Source organism: Kribbella sp. CA-293567 (assembly GCF_027627575.1).
Classification (GTDB): Bacteria; Actinomycetota; Actinomycetes; order Propionibacteriales; family Kribbellaceae; genus Kribbella.
In genome coordinates, this window is record NZ_CP114065.1 from 3,980,487 (window position 1) to 4,000,022 (window position 19,536).

Genomic DNA, 19,536 nt, shown 5'->3' on the forward strand with positions numbered 1-19,536 from the left:
TTCGCGGGCGCCGTGGTCGGCTCGGCTCGTGGTTCAGGTGGCGTCGAGGGCGCGGAAGACGTCGTCGAGGCGGGTCGGTCCGGCCTGCAGGTCCCGCAGCTCCACGCCGCGGTCGTGGGCCCACGCCAGCAGCCGGTGGAGGTCTTCCTGAAGATGGAAGGTCTCGACGTGGAAGGCGCCGTTCAGCGCTCCCACGGTCGGCGGCTCAGGCGCGCCGGGCGGCAACGCGAAGGTGATCACCGACGGCAGGGTCCGGGTGAGTTCCGCGACAGTGCCTTCGCGGTGGAGCGTCCCTCCGTGCATGAGTCCGATGCGGTCGGCGCGTTGCTGCGCCTCCTCGAGGTAGTGGGTCGTGAGCACGACGGTGGACCCCTCCTCGCGCAGTCTGTCCACAGCGGCCCACAGTGCGTCGCGCGACTGGATGTCCAGCCCTGTGGTGGGCTCGTCGAGGATCACCAGCTCGGGACTGCCGTAGACGGCGGTGGCGAAGTCCAGCCGGCGCTTCTCGCCACCGGACAGCTGGGAGACCAGCGTGTCGACCTTGCGGGAGAGTCCGGCGATACCGAGCACGCGGTCGACGTCATCGCGCCGGCCGCTCAGCGAGCCGATCAGACCCACCGACTCCCGGACCGTCAGGTCCGGGGAGAAGCCGCTCTCCTGCAGCATGATCCCCATCCGTGCGCGCACAGCGCGCCCGTCGCGCGGGCTCTCCCCGAAGATCCGCACCGTGCCTGAGGTGGCCCGGCGGTGCCCTTCGACGACCTCGAGCGTGGACGTCTTTCCGGCACCGTTCGTACCGAGCAGCGCGTAGAGCTCACCGGGCTGGACCTGGAAGGACACGTCCCGGACGGCCGTGAACTCACCGTAGGTGACGAAGAGCCCTTCGACGTCGATGATGGGCGACGTAGACATGGACAAGTTCCTTTCGCGCTCACGAGCGCAGGTGTCTCGCGGGTGGTCCGCTCCTCGGCCGAAGGGCCGGCAGACCGGTCGGCGGATCGTGCCGTGTCCTCAGGTTCGCGCAGGACGCGGCGCCCTCGCGTCGGTGAAATGCACTGATCTCCAGCCCTCGCGGCACGCTTCGGTACTGTGTCCAGGCCAGCCGGAGGTGGTCTGCATCGGTGACTGTCACCTGGTCCGGTTGAAGTGGGATCGGAGGAGCAGTGGCGGAGCTGGTGGGCCGGCGCGGCGAGCGCGAGACGATCGAACAGCTGCTCGCCGAAGCGCGCGCCGGTCGAAGCGGGGCGCTCGCGATCGTCGGCGAGGCCGGAATCGGGAAGACGGCGCTGCTCGAGCATGCCCGCACGACGGCGGAGCTGTTGGGGTTCCGGGTGGAGAGCTCGGTCGGGCTGGAGGCCGAGACGCAGTTCGCACTCGGCGCTCTCCACCAGTTGTGTACGCCGCTCCTGAGCCGGCTGGACGCATTGCCCGAGCCCCAGCAGAGCGCTCTCCGGGTGGCGTTCGGGCAGCAGGCCGGCGCCTCGCCGGACCGCTTCCTGATCGGGCTGGCCGTCCTGAGCTTGCTGGCCGAGGCCGCCGAGGAGAAGCCACTGCTGTGCATCGTCGACGACGCCCAGTGGCTGGACGAGGCGTCCGCACAGGTGCTGGCTTTCGTGGCGCGTCGCCTGTCGGCGGAGGAAGCAGCGCTGGTGTTCTCCTTGCGCGACCCCGACGGCGGCGATCTCCGCACGTTCGCAGGACTGCCCGAGGTCCGGCTGAGCGGGCTGACCGAGAGCGATGCCCGGGCGCTGCTGGGCGCAGCAGTACCCATGCCGCTCGACGACGACGTACGCGATCGGATCGTCGCCGAGGCGCGGGGCAACCCGCTCGCGCTGTTGGAGCTGCCTCGGAGTACGCCGCCCGCGCGTCTTGCCGGCGGCTTCGAGTCGCCCGACGCGCTGAGCGTGCCGCGCCGCGTCGAGGACAGCTTTCGACAGCGCTCCAAGGATCTGCCCACTGAGACGCAGTTGCTGATGCTGCTCGCGGCCGCTGAGCCGACCGGCGACGCGGCTATGTTGTGGCGCGCGGCGGCCATACTGGGAATCGATCCTGAGTCAGCCGGCCCCGCGGAGACGGCCGGGTTGCTGCAGATCGGCAACCGAGTGCGGTTCCGGCACCCGCTGGTGCGCTCGGCGGTCTACCGGGCCTGCACGGAGCCGGACCGGCGGCGCGTTCACGGCGCGCTCGCCGCCGCGACCGATCCACAGTCGGACCCTGACCGGCGCGCCTGGCACCGCGCGCGGGCAGTGCTGGGCACCGACGAGGAAGTTGCCGCCGAGCTCGAACGCTCGGCCGACCGGGCGCGCTGTCGTGGTGGCCAAGCCGCCGCGGCGGCGTTCATGCAGCAGGCAGCCGAACTGACTCCCGACCCTGCCCACCGCGCGAGCCGGGCACTCAGCGCCGCGCAAGCCAAACACGCCGCCGGTGCGTCCGAGACGGCCCTGGAGCTGCTGACGACCGCTGACTCCGGACCACTGGACGCCCTGCGGAACGCCCGCACCGAGCTGCTGCGCGCCCAGATCAGTTTCCACCTTTCACGCGGCGGCCAGGTGCCGCGGATGCTGCTCGATGCGGCCGAGGCACTGGCCCCGCTGGATCCTGCGTTGGCCCGCGATACCTACCTGGACGCCTTCGATGCCGCGCTCATCACCGGCGGGCAGGCGGTCATTGTTGCCCGCACTGCACAGGCGGCTCCCGACGCGGCCTCACCACCGCGGCCCTCGGACCTCCTCCTTGACGGCCTGGTGAAGACGTTCACGGCGGGCTACGAGGCGGGGGTACCGATGCTCCGAGTCGCTCTCGGGGCGTTCCGCGACGAGCCGGACAGCGGCCGGTTGGCTGATGGCCAGAGCAACCGGTGGCTGTGGCTGGCGGGTCGTAACGCCGTCGGGCTTCTCGACGACGAGCTCGTGTACGTCCTGGCGAGCCGTCACGTCCGGCTGGCTCGCGAGACCGGCGCGCTGGCGACGCTACCCGCGGCCCTGAGCTTCATGACCTCCGTCCTGACCCTTACCGGCGAGCTCGCCCGCGCCGGCGAGCTGGCCGCGGAGTCGACGGCGATCAGCGAGGCCATCGGCGCGGTTCAGCTACGACACGGCGCCGTCATGCTCGCTGCCTGGTGCGGTGACCGGACCGTCGCCGCCCACCTGAAGGACCTCACGCTCCAGGACGTCGCGAACCCCGACGGCGGCGGAGAGGTCGCCGTGGCGCAGTACGCGATGGCGGTGCTGCACAACGGGCTCGGTAACTATGCACAGGCTCAGGCAGCGGCTGCACGCGCTTGTCACAGCGATGAGCTCGGGCTTCCCAGCGTCGCCCTGCCGGAGTTCATCGAGGCGGCGGTCCGTGCCGACGACCCGGACGTCGCGATGAGTGCGCTCGAACAGTTCAACGCGCTTGCGCTCGCCTGCGACACCCCTTGGGCGCTAGGTCTCGCTGCTCGATCCCGCGCGCTGACAAGCGCGGAGGCCGTCGCCGAGAAGAACTACCGCGAGGCGATCGAGCAGCTCGGCCAGTCCCGGATGAGGGGCGAGACCGCTCGGGCGCACCTCGTCTACGGCGAGTGGCTGCGCCGCGAGGGCCGCCGCCAGGACGCCCGCGAACAGCTCCGCACCGCCCACGTACTGCTGACCGACATAGGTGCGCACGCGTTCGCCGCACGCGCCGCCCGTGAACTGGGCGCCACTGGCGAACACCCCCGCAAGCGCTCCGCGCAGCCCACCGACGCCCTCACCCCTCACGAACTGCAGATCGCCCGTCTCGTCGCCACCGGTGCCACCACACGGGAAGTGGCCGCGCAACTGTTCCTCAGTCCCCGCACGATCGAGACCCACTTGCGCAACATCTTCCGCAAGCTCGGTATCACGTCGCGTCGCCAGCTGAAGGATCTACGGCTCGCCTGAAGGCCATCGGCGCGCAGTACCACCACCGACTCCACCCCGGTTCGTCGGCACTCAGTGATGTTCACCGACGCGAAGGCACTGCCTGCCACCGCAGTATTGGGTCGTTCGCAACGTGTTGTAGGCCGTCGTTCCGCTCGAGGACCGGCGATGCTGTACGCACCTACACAGAGGAGTTTCCATGTCGACCGACGTCACCGTCACCAAGAACCCGGACCGGCAGCGCTACGAGGCGGTCGTCGACGAGGCGACAGTCGCCGGCTACGTCGAGTACCAGGAGACCAGCGAGCTGGTCGTGCTGACCCACACCGAGGTCGGCGCGACCTACGAGGGCCGGGGGATCGGCAGCGCACTCGCCCGCGCTGCCCTGGACGACATCCGCGAGCGTCGGCAGAAGGCGCTGGTGCTCTGCCCCTTCATCTTCGGCTGGCTGCGCAAGCACCCCGAGTACCAGGATCTGCTCTTCAACGCGCCCCCGTCCAAGGTCAGCGACTAGGGGCAGACATGCCGAAGGCAACGATGGACGGCGCGGCTCCGCCCCGGTTCGACGGACTGAAGGCCGTCTTCGTCAATGCGACGCTGAAGCGCTCGCCGGAGCCCAGCAACACCGACGGGCTGATGCGTGTCAGCACTCGCATCATGGCGGAGCACGGGGTCGAGGTCGAGATCATCCGGGCGGTCGACCACGCGATCGCCACCGGGGTGTGGCCGGACATGACCCAGCACGGCGCCGAGGTCGACGACTGGCCCCCGGTCCTGGCGAAGGTCCTGGCCGCGGACATCCTGGTTCTTGCCGGGCCGATCTGGCTGGGAGACAACAGCTCGGTGATGAGGCGGGTCGTCGAACGGCTCTACGGCTGCTCCGGCACGCTCGACGAAGAGGGTCAGTACGCCTACTACGGCCGCGTCGCCGGCTGTGTGGTCACTGGCAACGAGGACGGCATCAAGCACTGCGCCATGAACCTGCTCTACAGCCTGCAGCACCTCGGTTTCACCATCCCGCCGCAGGCCGACGCGGGCTGGATCGGGCCGGTCGGGCCAGGACCGTCCTACCTCGATCCCGGCTCGGGCGGCCCCGAAAGCGACTTCACCAACCGGAACATCACGTTCATGACCTACAACCTGATGCACCTCGCGCAGATGCTGCGCGCCGCCGGCGGCGTACCGGCGTACGGCAACAGGCGCAGCGAGTGGGACGCCGGCTGCGCCCCTGACCAGACCAACCCCGAGTACCGGTAGCTCTCTGCCGAGATGGAGAACGCGTGACGAAGCACCTCAGTGCACAGAACCCGTGGCCGCGGCTGCGAGTGGACGACTGGACCGAGACCCGCGACACCGTGCACATGTGGACCCAGATCGTCGGCAAGATCCGGCTCTCACAGGCGCCGCTGCTCAACCACTGGTGGCAGGTCACGCTCTACGTCGGCCCACGCGGCCTGACCACCGGCGCCGTCCCGCACCGCGGCGGCCTCTTCGATCTCGAACTCGACTTCGTCGAGCACCGTCTCAGGGTACGCAGCAGCGACGGCGGCGAGCGCCTCGTGCCCTTGTCGTCGCGGCCCGTCGCCGACTTCTACGGCGAGACGATGAGGGCGCTGCAGGAGCTGGGCATCGAGGTGACGATCGACCCTCGGCCCAACGAGGTGGAGCCGGCGATCCCGTTCGCCGAGGACCACCAGCACGGCAGCTACGATTCCGAGGCGGCGCAGCTCTTCTGGCGCCAGCTCGTGCAGGCGGAGCGGGTGATGGGTGAGTTCCGCTCTCACTTCGTCGGGAAGGTCAGTCCCGTGCACTTCTTCTGGGGTGCGATGGACCTGGCGTGCACTCGCTTCTCCGGGCGCGCGGCCCCAGCACACCCCGGCGGTGCGCCCAACTGTGGGGACTGGGTGATGGTCGAGGGGTACTCCCGCGAGCTGAGCAGTGCCGGGTTCTGGCCCGGCGGAGGTGAAGAGGGCGCCTTCTACGCCTACGCCTACCCGGAGCCCCCCAGCTTCGCCGAGTACCCGATCGGACCGGACGCGGCGTACTACAGCGTCGAGAACGGCCAGTTCCTGCTGCCGTACGAGGCGGTGGCCGAGGCCGAGAACCCCGACCAGGACCTGGCGGCGTTCCTGCACAGCACCTACCGCGCGGCCGCCGACCTCGGTGGCTGGGACCGGCACAGCCTGGAGGACGACCCACACCGCTGGCCGCAACATCGCGTCGGGTCTCGATGACCACAGGTCGCACGAGCCGCACGTGGAGCAGCACCCGAGGTCGAGAAGTTCCACATGAGCACAGAAGAGGGAAGCACGCATGCGAGAGCTGGATGGCAAGACCTCGGTCGTCACAGGAGGAAACGGCGGGATCGGTCTGGCGACGGCCGTAAAACTGGCGGAGAAGGGCTCGCACGTCTTCGTGACCGGCCGTCGCGAGGCCGAGGTGAAGGCCGCCGTCGAGACCATCGGGGCGGATCAGGCGACCGGCATCGTCGGGGACGTCTCCGACCCTGAGGACCTGGACCAGCTCTACGACTCGGTCCGCGCTCATGGGAAGGGTCTGGACATCCTGGTGGCGAACGCGGGGATCGGTGAGTTCGCGACCCTCGAGCAGACCACCGAGGCGCACTTCGACCGCACCTTCGCCATCAATGTCCGTGGCACGCTGCTGACCGTGCAGAAGGCGTTGCCGCTGCTCAACGACGACGCCTCGATCGTGCTGGTCGGGTCGACCGCCGCTGAACGCGGAATGGAGGGGTTCGGCGCGTACGCCGCATCCAAGGCAGCGGTGCGCTCGTTCGCACGGACGTGGTCCGCCGAGCTGAAGGGCCGCGGCATTCGGGTCAACGTCGTCTCACCGGCCTGGATCGAAACGCCGGGAGGCACTGCGGCGTTCGGCGACGAGGAGTCCGCTCGGGCCATCAAGGCGCACGTCGCCGCGACAGTGCCCAAGGGACGCATGGGCCGGCCCGAAGAGGCCGCCGCCGTCGCGACCTTCCTCGCCACCGAGCAGAGCAGCTATGTCGTCGGCGCGAACTTCTCCGTCGACGGAGGCGAGAACCAGACCTGAGCGGGCAGCCGTGGCCTCGTCGGGTGGGGGCAAGAACGACGAGATCTTCGGTACCGCCGACGCGGACCAGCTTGTCAACGCCGGGCCCGTCGAGGCTGAGTCCGCTTGAGTGCGGTTGAAAGCACGGGCTCGGGGGGCCGCGGCATCGGGGGAGTGTGGATGTGGGGGAGTGCCCAGGAGATCTATGCCTGGGGCAACTAAATCGGGTCAGTTGATGAGGGTGCCGATGTGGGTGCCGGAGCTGATGGCGGCGGCGGCGCCCTGGCGCTCGATGTCGAAGACGTGCAGGGGGAGGGCGTGGTCGCGGGCGAGGATGAAGGCGCTCTGGTCCATCACGCCGAGGCCCTTGTCGATCACTTCCTGGTAGCTGAGGTGGTCGAACCGCCGGGCGTCGGTGACCTTGTTCGGGTCGGCGTCGTACACGCCGTCGGCGCCGTTCTTCGCGACCAGCAACGCGTCCGCGCCGAGTTCGACCGCGCGCTGCACCGACGGGTAGTCGGTGGTGTGGAACGGCTGACCGTTGCCGCAGGCCAGCAGTACGATGCCGCCCTTCTCCAGGTGCCGCATCGCTCGCAGCCGGATGTACGGCTCGGCGAGGTTGTTGATCGGGATCGCGGTCATCAGCCGGACGTCGTCCGCGCCGAGCGCCGCGAGCCGGCCGCGGAGCAGCACCGCGTTGATCACCGTGCCGAGCATGCCGATGTTGTCGGCCTCGACCCGGTCGATACCCCAGTCCTCGGACCGGTTTCCCCGGAACACGTTGCCGCCGCCGACCACCACGGCGACCTGTACTCCGGTGTCGTGCACGGCCAGCACCTCACGGGCCAGATGCGTCAGGCTGTCGCTGTTGAATCCGAACTCGGCCGATCCCGCGATCGCCTGACCGGACAACTTCATGACAAGCCTTCGGTACATCGGGTCTCCTCACAGCACTGGTCCGCAGGCGGCGACCATCTGGTGATCGCACTGAGCCCCCAGCGCCCGCCGGGCCAGCGTACGCAGTACGGCGGTCAGTCGGTCCGGCTGCTCGGAGAGTCGGGACCGATTGATCAGTCCACTGGCAGCTGATTGTCAGAAGGTGGACCGATCACCTGGTCGAGTGAGCGGTAGGTGCGGTTGCTGGCGGCGGCGGCACGTTGCTCCCGGCCGGTGGCTTCGATGTAGTTCTGGCTGGTGGCGAGGCTGGCGTGACCGAGCAGCCTCATGATCTCCGACGCGGTGGCGCCGTCCTCGGCCAGCCTGGTGGCGAACGTATGCCGCAAGGCGTGCAGGTTGGCGCCCACCGGCACCCGGTCGTGCAGGCCGGCCCAGCGGTAGCAGGACTTCACCAGATACTCGAGGCCGCCACGGCCGATCGGCTCACCGTTGCGGTCCACCAGCAGTTTGGTGGACCGGCCGAATCGCTTCCGGGGAAAGCGTTGCGCGCAGGATTCGACGTACGTGTCGATGATGCGCTCCATGATCGGCTCGACCGGGATCGAGCGATCACGGCTGCCCTTGCCGTGGATGTGCAGACGCATCTCGCCCGGGCGGCCGGCCAGCGAATCGGCTGTCAGGGTGCGCATCTCGGCCGATCTGAGCCCGGCGACGAGGCCGAGCGCAATGACCAGGACGTCGCGCTCCGGCCAGGGATCGCGGGCTTGCCGGGCGCCGTCGGCCACCGAGCGCAGCAGGACCTCCGGGGTGTCGTCGCCGCGCAGGGGCTTGGGGGAGAGGGGAGGGGTCTTGGGTCTGGCCACTGCTCCCATCGGGTTGCCGGCCAGAAGGTTGTCGGACACGCAGAAGGTGAGGAACTGGTTCCAGGTGGACCAGGCGCGCAGTACGGAACTCTTGGCGTGGTCGTCGGCGAACGCACCGAAAGCAGCGCGGAGGGCATGGGCGGTGAGATCGTCGACGGTCAGCTCTTCGAGGTCGACGGCGAGGTTGGCGCAGAGCAGGGTGGTGATGCCGGCCAGGTCGCGGCGGTAGGCGTCGGTGGTGTGGGGGGAGTCCTTGCGGGGACGCCGGGCAGCGAAGAACGCCGACTGAGCTGCGAGAACCTTCATAGGGGAGTTGTATCGAGAGCCACCGACAGTTTCCGGCAGGGTGGTCGACTCCCCCGATGCGTTTAGTTGCCTCTAGCAACTGCCGTATTTCACGACTGCTGCATAATGGTGATTATGCATGACCGGGCTGGGCTGGGAGGAGGGGCGGAGACCTTGGGGGATGCCTGGAGCAATCGGTTCTGTCAGCGGCGATCTAAGGGGCTTCGCGGCATCCCGTCGGGAGCTGATTGCCCGTACGGCTAGCCCATCGTCGCCTCGGCAGGGTGACGCCAGCGAGTCGTCGGGACGCTGACGCGCACGTCGTCACTTAGTGTTACCTGGCAGGCGGCATCGCCGGAGTCTCGCGCGAGTTTCGTTCAATGGGCCGGCGGAGCCGATCTTGACCCTCATCAGGAGCCCGGCGAGCAGATTCTCGCCGGGCCGCTGATTCTCCAGCTCGCTTAGGATGCCGCTGACAGAACCGTTGTTCGTTGACAGATCTGATCTGCAGACGCCCGGTATCCGCGCTTGCGACCCCTCTTCTGAGTCTTACAGCGAATGTCCGATAACTGACATTATGTCAACTACTGCGGATTCAACCCCGCTCGGAGAGGTTGAACTCGTTGCCGTCAGGGTCGACGAGTTCGATCCACTCCCCGTCTTGTGACCCGTTGTCCAGCCGCTTGGCTCCCAGCGAGATCAACCTGTCGAGCTCGGCGTCCCGGTCACCGTCGGCGGCGAGATCAAGGCGCAGGCGGTTCTTTCCGGTTTTCGGGTTCACCGGCGGACCGCCCCAGCTGATCTTCGAGCCGCCCGCCGGTGACTGGATCGCCGTCTCCTCGTCCTGGTCCCAGACCAGCGGCCAGCCGAGCGCCTTGCTCCAGAAATAGCCGACCGCCTGGGTGCCGTCCGACGACAGCGCGCCGATCGCCGCGGTGCCGGCCAGAAAGTTGTTGCCCGCAGCAATGACGCAGAGCTCGTTGCCTTCCGGGTCAGCCATCACCACGTGCGTCTCGTCCGGGCCTTGCCCGATGTCGAGGTGGCGGCCGCCGAGCTCGAGGGCCCGGGCCACCGTCGCGTCCTGCTCCTCCGGCGACTGGCTGGTCAGGTCGAAGTGCATCTGGTTCGGCCCGGTCTTCTCCGCCGTGCTGGAGAGGAACCGGATCGGGAAGCCGGTGCCCTCGGCCGGCAGGATCGTGGTGCCGTCGGCGGCGACCTCGCGACGCAGTACGCCGGCCCAGAACCTGGCCAGGTTGACGGGATCTTTCGCATCGAAGGACAGCGAAACCAGGTGAGAACTCATCCAGCGACGCTAGAGGCCCGCTCCCCCTGGACGCAAACGATTAGATCCTGGGGGTGTCCTCCGCCAGAACCTCGGCGATCATCCGATGGCCTTGTTGCTCGAAATCTTCGGCGCCCACCTGGTACGACCACGCCGCCGTGCCGATGGCTTCGCGGAGGCGTTGACGTTTCCAGGACGCGGGATCGCGAGGGTCGGCGCCGTACCCGGCCAGGAACGCCGCTTCCAGAGCTGGATCGGTGCGGAACTGCTGGGCCGCGAGGCGCCCGAGATCCGTGTACGCCGGTCGCAGGGCGGCTCGCCCGAAGTCGATCACTCTGACCATGCCCTCATGGCAGAGCCAGTTGCGTGGCTGCCAGTCGCCGTGCGTCGGTACCAGCAGGACGGGATCGGTGGGCCAGACCTCGACCATCGCCCGGAGTTGCTCGGTGAGTTCTGGGGCGATCCGGTGTGGTTTCGCCAGCCAGCCGAGTGTCTTCGCCTTCTCGTTCGCCTCGTAGTCGGCGTCCTCGATCGACAACTGGCGATGAAACCGCGCGAGTAGCTCGCCGGCCTGACGGTAGGTGTCCGGACGGTGCTCGTGATCGGTCCCTTCCACCAACTCCCCCGGCAGGTAGCGAGTCGCGATCAGCTTGGCGTTGTCGTCACCGTTCACCAGTTCGGGCGCGGAACCTGTCCGCGTCCATGGACCCAACCACGCGCGGTGCGCCTGCAACTCGCGCGCGATGTGCGTGTCGGCGGCGTCGCCCGCCTTGACGATGTAGCGGACGCCGTCGTCCAGCATCTCGAGAACGGTGGTGCCGACCAGCCCCCAACTGTGGTCCTTGACGACCTCCGCCCGCGGGAGCCAGCTCGTCAGTAGCTCTTGTTGCCGTTGATCCAGCGTCACTTAGCCAGCTCCACGGAGGTCTACCTCGGCTGTGGTGGCGGTGCCGGCCTGGCGGCCGGGTGCTGTGTGGTAGGTCCAGTAAAGGTTGGTGTGGGCGACCTTGTCGGGTGTCGGCGCTCCCCACTCGGACTGGTCCTCGGTGGTGTGGGCGTCGCTGACCAGAAGTGCGTCGTACCCGCGGACGAGGGCGCCGTGCAGGGTCGAGCGGATGCACTCGTCGGTTTGCGCGCCGGTGACGATCAGCCGGCCGATGCCACGCTCGGCGAGGACCGACTCGAAGTCGGTCTCCTCGAAGGAGTCCGCGTAGCGCTTGTGGACGACCGGCTCCGACTCCCCCAGCTTGAGCTCGGGCACGAACTGCCAGCCGTCGCTGTCGATCGGCATCCCCTCGCTGGAGTGCTGCACCCAGATCACCGGCACCTCTTCGGCCCTGGCCCGGTCGACCAGCGCGGTGATGTTCGCGACCACGGCATCCCGCTCGTGCGCGCCGCTCACCACGTCGTTCTGCACGTCGATCACCACCAGCGCCGACCCAGGCCGCCCGTCCAGCGTCGTCATCACGGTCTCCCTCGCCACTCGATTGCCAACGACCCCAACCCTAGGAACCCGCACCGACAATAAGTCCGAAAGTAGTCAGGGGGTGAGCGGTTTGTTTGGGAGGATGGCGGGATGCGGGCTGATCGGTTGGTGGCGACCTTGCTGCTGATGCAGGCGCGGGGGCGGGTGACCGCGGCGGAGTTGGCGGCGGAGCTGGAGATCTCGGTGGCGACCGCACGGCGTGATCTGGAGGCGTTGTCGACAGCGGGGATTCCGGTGTATCCGCAGCCGGGGCGCAATGGTGGGTGGTCGTTGCTCGGTGGGGCGCGGACCGATCTCAGCGGGTTGAACGCGACCGAGGCTCAGGCGTTGTTCTTGCTGGTCGGGCCGGCGGCCTCGGTGGCGCCGGAGGCCAAGGCGGCGTTGCGGAAGTTAGTGCGGGCGCTGCCGGACACGTTCAGGGCCGATGCGGAGGCCGCTGCCGAGGCGGTGGTGATCGATCCGGCGCGCTGGGGTGAGCACGTGAAGGAGCGGCCCGAGATGGTTCGGCGGCTGCAGGACGCCGTCGTGCGCCGGGTGAAGGTCAGACTCCGGTACGCCGGTCGCGGGCGGGTCGAGTCGGAGCGGCTGGTCGATCCGCTGGGCCTGGTCGACAAGGACGACATCTGGTATCTGATCGCCGGGACCGAGAAGGGGCAGCGGACGTTCCGGGTCGAGCGGGTCACGGCGGCCGAGATCACCGACGTAGCGGCTGTGCGACCCGCGGACTTCGATCTGTCGCGGGCGTGGAGTCGTGTGGTGGAGGAGATGGAGCAGCAGCGGTCGTTGCTGGCGGCGACGCTGTTGATCGAGGAGCGGTTCGTCTGGGTGATGCAGGACCGGCACGGCCGCCATGTCGAGGTGGTCGGGCCGATCGCCGACGGCCGGATCGAGCTGCGGCTGACCGCGCCCACTCCCCTGATGATCGCGCAGCACCTGGCCGGCTGGGGCGGCATGATCGAGGTACTGGATCCGCCGTCGGTGCAGGCCGAGCTCGCGCGCCTCGGGACCGAGCTGGCGACCCGTTACAGCGGCGCGGTGTAGATGATGAATCCCCGGTTCTCGGCGACCTGGTCGTAGAGCCGGCGCGCGGTGGTGTTGGACTCGTGTGTCGCCCAGTACACGCGCCCGCAGTCCTGCGCTCGGGCCCAGTCGGTGACTGCGGCGATCAAGGCGCGGCCGACGCCTCGGCCGCGGGCTTCGGGGTCGGTGAAGAGGTCTTGGAGGTAGCAGGAGTCGGCCGAGGTGGTGCTGGGGTGGGTGAGGAAGTGGGCGATGCCGACCACCTTGCCGTCGATCCTGGCGGCCAGTGCGTGCATTCGGGTGGCGGCGGTGAACTCTGCCCAGGATCGGTCGAAGAACTCGTCCGGCATCGTGCGTCCGTAGAACTCGTTGTAGCCCGCGAAGAGGTGCTGCCAGGTACTGCGGTCGCCGCGCTGGAGCGAGCCGATGGTGAGACTGGTGGGGCCGGACAAAGATGCTCCCGCTGGAATCGGTGACGCATGCGGACTGGTCGATGACGGTTGGTGGGCGACCCTGGTGGTTTGGTCACCGTTTCATACCGGCGGGGCGGTGAAGCCTTTTCGGATGAGTAGGGTGCGGTGTTCGGTTCTGCCCAAAATCGAGTAACGGGATCCTTCGTGACCACTACGCCCCCGCAGCCGCCGCAGCCGCCTCCGTTCCAGCCGGGCGGTGGCGGCTTCACTCCCCCGCCTGGCCAGCCGCAGTACCAGCAGCCTCAGTACCCGCAGCAGGGTCAGCCGCAGCCTGGGCAGCCGCAACCGGGTCAGCCGCAGCAGTTCCCGCAGTACGGGCCGGGTGGGCAGTACGGGCAACCGCAACAGCCGCCGCAGTACGCGCCGCCGCCGTACAACCAGCAGCAGTACAACCAGCAGCAGTACGCGCCGCCGCAGCCGCAGCCGCAGTATGCGCAGGGGCCGTTGCAGTGCCGGTTCTGTGGTGGCGTGCCGGCTGTGCAGGCGACCGTGCGAGGCCACCAGGGCATCATCATCTTGATGCGGCTGCTGAAGCTGCAGGGACCGTTCTGCAAGACCTGCGGTACGGCGGCCACCCGCGACATGACCGCGAAGAGTCTGTGGCAGGGCTGGTGGAGCATCGGTTCGATGATCATCAACCCGGTCACGCTGATCATGAACCTGGTCACCAGCTCGAAGTTCAGGAACCTGCCGGAGCCGGCACCGGGCGCTCCGGGGCGGCCGATGAACCCGGGCAAGCCGTTGATCCAGCGGCCGGCCGTGCTCGGTCTGCTGATCCCGGTCGCGCTGATCGCGTTCATCGTGGTCGCCAATCTGACCAAGAGCCCGGACGCGACGGTCGGCTCGTGCGTCACCAACAAGGGCAGCGCGGCGAAACCGGACGTCGAGGTCGTCGAGTGCACGTCGACCGAGGCGGATTACAAGGTGGTCGGCAAGATCGACAACACCGTGGACGGCGATCAGTGCGCCAAGTTCGAGACCTCCACTGTGTCCTACACCGACAGCCGGAAGAAGTTCACGCTCTGCCTGGCACCGCGCTGAGCGGAGTCAGTGGTTGGCGGTGATCCGGTTGTAGTAGGCGCGGGCCTCTTGGGTGCGGCCCGCGCCGAGCACTCGGAGGGCCTCGGCCAGGTCGGGGTAGGTGTCCTGCAGCAGTTCGGCGGCGCCTTGGAGCTCGGCGGCTGAGGCTACGTCTCTCAGTAGCGATTGGATGGCGAGCACCGGGTCTGCCGGGCTGGACGGTTCGGAGGTGCCCGCGTGGTCGACGGTGAGGGTGGATCGCTGAGCGGCGCGGACATCGTCGAGCCGACGGGCTCGCTCTGCGGCGGGCAGTGCATCCCAGCCCTGCTCCCCCGCCATCGCTTCGAGTTGGAGCAGCCGCGACAGGACGGCGGGGTTGCTGATCTTCGCGCGCTGGCCCGACATCAGCTGCGACAGCATCGGCGCCGACAGCCCGAGCACGCCGGCGAGCTGGGCCTGGGAGAGGCCGAGGCGGCTGAGCAGGCGACGGAAGCGGTCCCCCAGCGGTTCGCCGTACCACTGCTGCTGCAGTTCGAGGTTCCGTCCGTGCAGGTCGTTCACGACACCTCCGGATTCCTGTTTGCAAATTGCATATGCAAACGCTAGCGTAGCCGACATCAACCCCAACGTACCGCTGAAGTCCCCTGGAGAGCCGATGATACGACGCTTAGCCGCAGTGACCGCGGCCGCCGCCCTGGCTGCGGCATTTTCGTTCGCGAACGTTTCGCCGGCAGTGGCGGAGGGCGAGCTCTCGCCGGTCATGGTGGTCCTGGACTCCTCCGGTTCGATGACGGCTCGTGACGCGGGCGGCAGTGGCACCAGGATGGACGCCGCCAAACGTGCCGTCACCTCGATGGTCGCGGGTCTGCCTGCTCAGGCTCAGGTCGGTCTGACGATCTACGGCGCCGGTACTGGTTCGAGTGGTTCGGAGAAGGCCGCGGGCTGTCGCGACGTCCGGGTCGTCCGGCCGGTCGCCGCGGTGAACAAGCCGCTGCTGACCGCGGCGGTCAACTCGGCCAAGGCCAGCGGCTACACGCCTATCGGCCAGTCGCTGCGGGTCGCGGCGGCTCAGCTGCCGAAGGAGGGACAGCGGTCGATCGTGCTGGTGTCGGACGGCGAGGACACCTGCGCTCCCCCGCAGCCCTGCGAGGTGGCTAAGGAGCTGCACCGGCAAGGCGTCGACCTGCACGTGCACGCGATCGGCTTCCGCGTCGACGCGAAGGCGCGCGCCCAGCTCGCCTGTATCGCGCAGAACACCGGCGGCACGTACCACGACGCGACCGACTCGAGTTCGCTGCTCGGCGTACTCGGGCGAGTCACCGAGCGGGCGCTGCGCCACTACGAGCCGACGGGCAAGCCGGTGACCGGTACTGCGGACCCGTTCACCGCTCCGACGATCACGCCCGGGCAGTACCTCGACACCCTGGATCCCGTCGAGGAGCGGTTCTACGCGACCGAGCTGAAGAGCGGCGACACCGCGTACTTCGCCGCTACGGCCGTCTTCCCCCGCGGCAACCCGCGCGACCTGGAGCTCCTCGACATCAAGATCACCGGACCTGGCGGCGCCGACTGCTTCCGGTCCCGGCGGGAGCTGCACACCCGGGCGAAGGTGGACGGCGGTTCGCTGACGACGGTCCTGAGCTGGGACGGCACGGTGGCCGGCTCGTCGAGGCCCAAGGCCTGCAGCGTCCCGGGGAAGTACGTCTTCAGGGTCACCCGGGACGCGAGGCAGGGCGGGACCGACCGGGTGCCGGTCGAGCTTCAGCTCCGAGTCGAGCCGCCGGTGACGGGAAGCCTCGGCGAGCAGGCACAGACCAGCAAGGTCGAGTTCGCCCAGGACCCGGCCGGTGCGGTTCGTCCGGTGCGGGCGGGCGGCTCGTTCAACGAAGCCACCACTCTGGCCGGCTCCGGCCGCTACGGCGAGACGATCTACTACGGCGAAGAGCTGTTCTACCGGGTGAAGCTCGACTGGGGCCAGGGGCTGGCCTACCGGGTCACCTTCGCTGGTACGCCGGACGGGAAGACCACCAACATCCGCACGGCGCTGCACAGCCCGGTTCGCGACGAGATCAAGTCGCACACCACCGCGTACACCGGGACCACCGACATCCTGCCGTCCGCCGGCAAGCCGATCGCGACGCCGCGGGTCGTCTATCTGAACCGGAACTCGAACGTCGCGGAGCTGCGCAAGACCGGCGTGGACGGCTGGTACTACATCGTCGCGAAGCTGGGCGTGCCTTTCGGCGCCGACGGCGCGACCGGCGGAGTGCCGATGACGATCGATGTCGCGGTCGTCGGTGACAAGGTCGCCGGACCCGAGTACGGCGCGTCGACGGGTGAGGCGGCGGCCACGCCGACACCGACCCCCACGACGAGTACCACCTCCGAGCCGACGCCCTCGGGTGGAAACACCGAAGGGTCGAACAGCGGTGGTGACACCGAGCGGCCGGTGGCGGACGAGTCGTCCTCGCTGCTGCCGTGGCTCATCGGAGGTGGCGTGCTGGTCCTGGCTCTCGCGATCGTCGCCGCCGCCGTGATCCTCCGCAATCGCAACCGCAACTCATCGGGCCCGGCTGCGGCGCAATACCCGCCGTACGGCGGGCAGGGTCAGCAATACCCGCCGTACGGCGGACCAGGGCAGCCCGGACACGGGCAGCCCGGGCAGGGCGGGTCTAACCGGCCTTGACCCAGCGGTAGGACGACCCAGACTGGCGGCACTCCACCCGGGTGCCGTCAGTCGTCGTTTCGATCCCACCGACTTCCTGCCACCCGCATGCGGCGCCGACGGTGACCTGCGGGTTCGGCACCGGCGTCACCGGCCCGGTGGGAACCGTTGGGGGTGGCGACAGTGTGCCGCTCGTGGAGGGAGGTTTCGGCGAGTTGCTGGGTGGTGTGGAGCTGTCGCCGTCCGGTGGCCGGTTCAGCGCCAAAGCGCCCGCAGTACCGGCCGCGAGCAGGCCAACCACCCCAGCGACGGCCAGTACGAGACGCCGTCGGCGAGGCCACGGCGCATGCACGTCACGTGAAGGTGGCCTGACCACTGGCTGAGCCGGAGGTGCAGGCGGCTCGGCACGAGTGTGGTACGCCGCAGGAAGCTCAGGGAGCTGGTCGAAGACCTCGATCAGCTCTCCGTCGGCTGTGTGCACCGGTACTCGCAGTTCGGTAGCGAGTACCGGCTCCAACCCAGCTAGTGCGGCCCGCGCCGAGGGTGGTCGCTCGTCTGGCGCTGTACGCGTCAGAGCCTCGACGACGTCCCACACAACGCCCCTCGAACCGGCCGGCCGCTCTGGCAGAGGCCCGGCGGCAGGTGGCTCCTCCCCAGTCAGTAGCTGCCAACCGGTGACACCGGCGGCGTACAGGTCCTGCTTGATCGACGGCGGCTTTCCGGCCAGCGCCTCGGGTGCGACGTAGCCAGGTGTGCCGACCACGGCGCCGTGCTGGGTGAGACGTGGTTCGGTCAGCGACAGGGCGATGCCGAAGTCGCTGAGGCGTAGTACGGGCAGGCCGGTGCCGGTGGTCTCCAGCAGGAGGTTGGACGGCTTCACGTCACGGTGGACCAGTCCTGCGGCGTGAACCTGCTCCAGGGCACTGAGCAGTTGAGCGAGCAGTTCGGCGGTGTAGCGCTCGGGCAAGGCGCCGAAGTCGGCGACGAGGCTACTGACGTCGCCGCCCCCGAGCAGGTCCATGGCGAGCAGTGCCTGGTCGTCCTCGGCCACCCAGCCGTACGGGCTCAATACGTTGGGGTGGTCGAGCCGCAGGCCTTGTTCGCGGACGAACCGCAGCATGGCGCCGGCATGGCGTTGCCGCAGGACCTTGGCCGCGCAGATCCGGCCCAGGCGGCGATCCCACGCACGCCAGACCGTTCCGGTGCCACCTGAGCCGATCGGGTCGATGAGCTCGAACCGGCCGGCGAAGACGTCTGGCACCAGCAGTTCTCCTCTCACCCGGTGACCGCGGCCTACCTTGCCAGGCCGCGGGTGCCGGAGGAGAGGTGACCCTGGCTAGACGTAGTACCCGTCGACGGGAACCCGTGCCTCGTCGTACAGGGCAGGGCCTTCCTGCGGTACCGCGGGGAAGCCGCCGCCAGGCTTGAGGCCGTTGAGCTGGTCGCCCGAGAGCGCGTAGACGACGCGGCCGAGGCCGGAGCGTTCGATCGCGCCGGCGCACATGCCGCAGGGCTGGCAACTGGTGTACATCGTCGTACCGGCTGCCGTGTCGGCGTCGAGTTCGCGGGCGGCCCACTTGGCGAGTTTCAGCTCGGGGTGCGCGCTGATGTCCGCGTCGGTGATGGTGGTGTTGTGGTCCTCGGCGACCACCCTGCCGTCGGGACCGACGAGCAGCGAGCCGAAGGGCGGGTTGCCGGACTCCCGGGCCTTGGCGGCCAGGGCGATCGCGCGGCGCAGGAACTCTTCTGCTTCAGGCGTCACAACGAGTCTCCTCTGTACTTCCAGGACGCCGCGACGGTCGCGAGGTCCTTCCAGGCGTACTCCGGCCGTTCGGTCTCCGCCGGATCGCCGGCGAACGGATCCAGTACGACGCTGGTCGCGCCGAGCAGCCGCAGCTCCTCCAGATCAGCCACCACCTGGTCGATCGTTCCCTCACCGGCGACCCGCTCGTCCTCCGGCAGCGGCGCGGCGGTGAGCCGCAGCAGGATCCGCGGCGCGAATCCCGGTACCGGCCGGCCCTCCTCGTCCGCGATGGCTTTCAGCCGGTCCAGCTTGCCGCGCATCCAGTCGACGCGCTGGCGCAGCGGATGCCAGGCGTCGCCGAGCAGTACCGCGCGGCGCAGTCCGGCTTCGCTGCCACCGCCGACCCAGATCGGGAGGTCGCCGCTGCGGTAGTCGGCCTCGTTCGCCCAGGCTTCCCGGACAGCGATGATCAGCTCGTCGGTCAGCTTCCCGCGCCGGTTGAAGTCGACGCCGAGCGCCTCGAACTCCTGCCGCGCCCAGCCGACGCCGAGGCCGAGCACGAACCGGCCGCCGCTCAGAGCGTTGAGGTTGGCCGCCATCCGCGCGACCAGCAGCGGATGCCGGTACGGCGCGATCAGTACCGTCGTACCGAGTCCGATCGTGGTGACGCCGGCCAGCCAACTCAGGGTGGTGAAGGGCTCGTAGAAGGGTGCCGGGTACTGCGCCGCGACGTCGGGCGTGATCGCGACGTGGTCGGAGACCAGCAGCCGGTCGTAGCCGAGGCCTTCGACGATGCCGGCCCAGTCGCGCAGGCGGGCGGGGTCGGCACCGGGGCCGAAGTTGGGGACGTTCACACCGATTTCCACCTCGTCAGG

At 69.0% G+C, this 19,536-nt stretch carries 19 protein-coding genes; 8 read left to right on the forward strand and 11 right to left on the reverse strand.

Going from position 1 to position 19,536, the window contains the following annotated elements; all coding sequences use genetic code 11:
- Nucleotides 1–33: 33 nt before the first annotated feature.
- A complete protein-coding gene (locus OX958_RS18285; protein WP_270129958.1) occupies nucleotides 34–912 on the reverse strand; it encodes an ABC transporter ATP-binding protein in 879 nt (292 codons plus the stop codon).
- A gap of 251 nt (nucleotides 913–1,163) precedes the next feature.
- On the opposite strand from OX958_RS18285, the gene OX958_RS18290 reads away from it, so the two are divergent.
- From OX958_RS18290 to OX958_RS18310, 5 genes are all read left to right on the forward strand, one after another.
- Complete coding sequence (locus OX958_RS18290) at nucleotides 1,164–3,902, forward strand: ATP-binding protein (protein ID WP_270129959.1); 2,739 nt, start codon at nucleotides 1,164–1,166, stop codon at nucleotides 3,900–3,902.
- Nucleotides 3,903–4,080: 178 nt separating this feature from the next.
- Nucleotides 4,081–4,395: a GNAT family N-acetyltransferase gene (locus OX958_RS18295; protein ID WP_270129960.1), complete on the forward strand. Its 315-nt coding sequence runs from the start codon at nucleotides 4,081–4,083 to the stop codon at nucleotides 4,393–4,395.
- Between the two features lie 8 nt (nucleotides 4,396–4,403).
- The gene (locus tag OX958_RS18300; RefSeq protein WP_270129961.1) at nucleotides 4,404–5,138 is read left to right on the forward strand and encodes a flavodoxin family protein; all 735 of its coding nucleotides are present in this window, start codon (nucleotides 4,404–4,406) and stop codon (nucleotides 5,136–5,138) included.
- 23 nt (nucleotides 5,139–5,161) lie between these two features.
- Entirely contained in the window at nucleotides 5,162–6,115 is a 954-nt protein-coding gene (locus OX958_RS18305) for a DUF5996 family protein (RefSeq protein ID WP_270129962.1), read from the forward strand.
- Between the two features lie 79 nt (nucleotides 6,116–6,194).
- Nucleotides 6,195–6,947, forward strand: a complete 753-nt coding sequence (locus OX958_RS18310) for an SDR family NAD(P)-dependent oxidoreductase (protein WP_270129963.1) — start codon at nucleotides 6,195–6,197, stop codon at nucleotides 6,945–6,947.
- 207 nt (nucleotides 6,948–7,154) lie between these two features.
- Here the strand turns inward: OX958_RS18310 and pyrH are convergent, their stop codons facing one another.
- The 5 genes from pyrH to OX958_RS18335 form a co-directional block, all read right to left on the reverse strand.
- Complete coding sequence (gene pyrH / locus OX958_RS18315) at nucleotides 7,155–7,862, reverse strand: UMP kinase (protein ID WP_270129965.1); 708 nt, start codon at nucleotides 7,860–7,862, stop codon at nucleotides 7,155–7,157.
- 134 nt (nucleotides 7,863–7,996) lie between these two features.
- Nucleotides 7,997–8,992: a tyrosine-type recombinase/integrase gene (locus OX958_RS18320; protein ID WP_270129966.1), complete on the reverse strand. Its 996-nt coding sequence runs from the start codon at nucleotides 8,990–8,992 to the stop codon at nucleotides 7,997–7,999.
- Between the two features lie 574 nt (nucleotides 8,993–9,566).
- Nucleotides 9,567–10,274, reverse strand: coding sequence for a VOC family protein (locus OX958_RS18325; RefSeq protein ID WP_270129968.1), 708 nt, complete (start codon nucleotides 10,272–10,274; stop codon nucleotides 9,567–9,569).
- Between the two features lie 40 nt (nucleotides 10,275–10,314).
- Entirely contained in the window at nucleotides 10,315–11,160 is an 846-nt protein-coding gene (locus OX958_RS18330; RefSeq protein ID WP_270129969.1) for a phosphotransferase family protein, read from the reverse strand.
- Nucleotides 11,161–11,718, reverse strand: coding sequence for a cysteine hydrolase family protein (locus OX958_RS18335; RefSeq protein ID WP_270129970.1), 558 nt, complete (start codon nucleotides 11,716–11,718; stop codon nucleotides 11,161–11,163). It lies immediately after the preceding gene.
- Between the two features lie 111 nt (nucleotides 11,719–11,829).
- Between OX958_RS18335 and OX958_RS18340 the strand changes: the two genes are divergently transcribed.
- Complete coding sequence (locus OX958_RS18340; protein ID WP_270129971.1) at nucleotides 11,830–12,780, forward strand: helix-turn-helix transcriptional regulator; 951 nt, start codon at nucleotides 11,830–11,832, stop codon at nucleotides 12,778–12,780.
- On the opposite strand, the gene OX958_RS18345 is transcribed toward OX958_RS18340, so the two are convergent.
- A complete protein-coding gene (locus OX958_RS18345; protein WP_270129972.1) occupies nucleotides 12,762–13,211 on the reverse strand; it encodes a GNAT family N-acetyltransferase in 450 nt (149 codons plus the stop codon). The genes OX958_RS18340 and OX958_RS18345 overlap by 19 nt on opposite strands.
- Nucleotides 13,212–13,376: 165 nt before the next feature.
- On the opposite strand from OX958_RS18345, the gene OX958_RS18350 reads away from it, so the two are divergent.
- Nucleotides 13,377–14,273: an LppU/SCO3897 family protein gene (locus OX958_RS18350; RefSeq protein WP_270129973.1), complete on the forward strand. Its 897-nt coding sequence runs from the start codon at nucleotides 13,377–13,379 to the stop codon at nucleotides 14,271–14,273.
- Nucleotides 14,274–14,279: 6 nt separating this feature from the next.
- Here OX958_RS18350 and OX958_RS18355 read toward each other — a convergent pair whose 3' ends face one another.
- Nucleotides 14,280–14,813 (reverse strand): helix-turn-helix domain-containing protein, encoded by a 534-nt coding sequence (locus OX958_RS18355; protein WP_270129974.1) that lies wholly within the window; start codon nucleotides 14,811–14,813, stop codon nucleotides 14,280–14,282.
- 94 nt (nucleotides 14,814–14,907) lie between these two features.
- On the opposite strand from OX958_RS18355, the gene OX958_RS18360 reads away from it, so the two are divergent.
- Nucleotides 14,908–16,938: a vWA domain-containing protein gene (locus OX958_RS18360; protein ID WP_270129975.1), complete on the forward strand. Its 2,031-nt coding sequence runs from the start codon at nucleotides 14,908–14,910 to the stop codon at nucleotides 16,936–16,938.
- On the opposite strand, the gene OX958_RS18365 is transcribed toward OX958_RS18360, so the two are convergent.
- From OX958_RS18365 to OX958_RS18375, 3 genes are all read right to left on the reverse strand, one after another.
- A complete protein-coding gene (locus tag OX958_RS18365; RefSeq protein ID WP_270129976.1) occupies nucleotides 16,925–18,178 on the reverse strand; it encodes a serine/threonine-protein kinase in 1,254 nt (417 codons plus the stop codon). The genes OX958_RS18360 and OX958_RS18365 overlap by 14 nt on opposite strands.
- A gap of 75 nt (nucleotides 18,179–18,253) precedes the next feature.
- Nucleotides 18,254–18,679 carry a nucleoside deaminase gene (locus OX958_RS18370; protein ID WP_270129977.1) on the reverse strand — a complete coding sequence of 142 codons (426 nt, stop codon included), beginning with the start codon at nucleotides 18,677–18,679 and terminating at the stop codon, nucleotides 18,254–18,256.
- Nucleotides 18,676–19,527, reverse strand: coding sequence for an LLM class flavin-dependent oxidoreductase (locus OX958_RS18375; RefSeq protein WP_270129978.1), 852 nt, complete (start codon nucleotides 19,525–19,527; stop codon nucleotides 18,676–18,678). The genes OX958_RS18370 and OX958_RS18375 overlap by 4 nt, the downstream gene beginning before the upstream one ends.
- Nucleotides 19,528–19,536 lie beyond the last annotated feature (9 nt).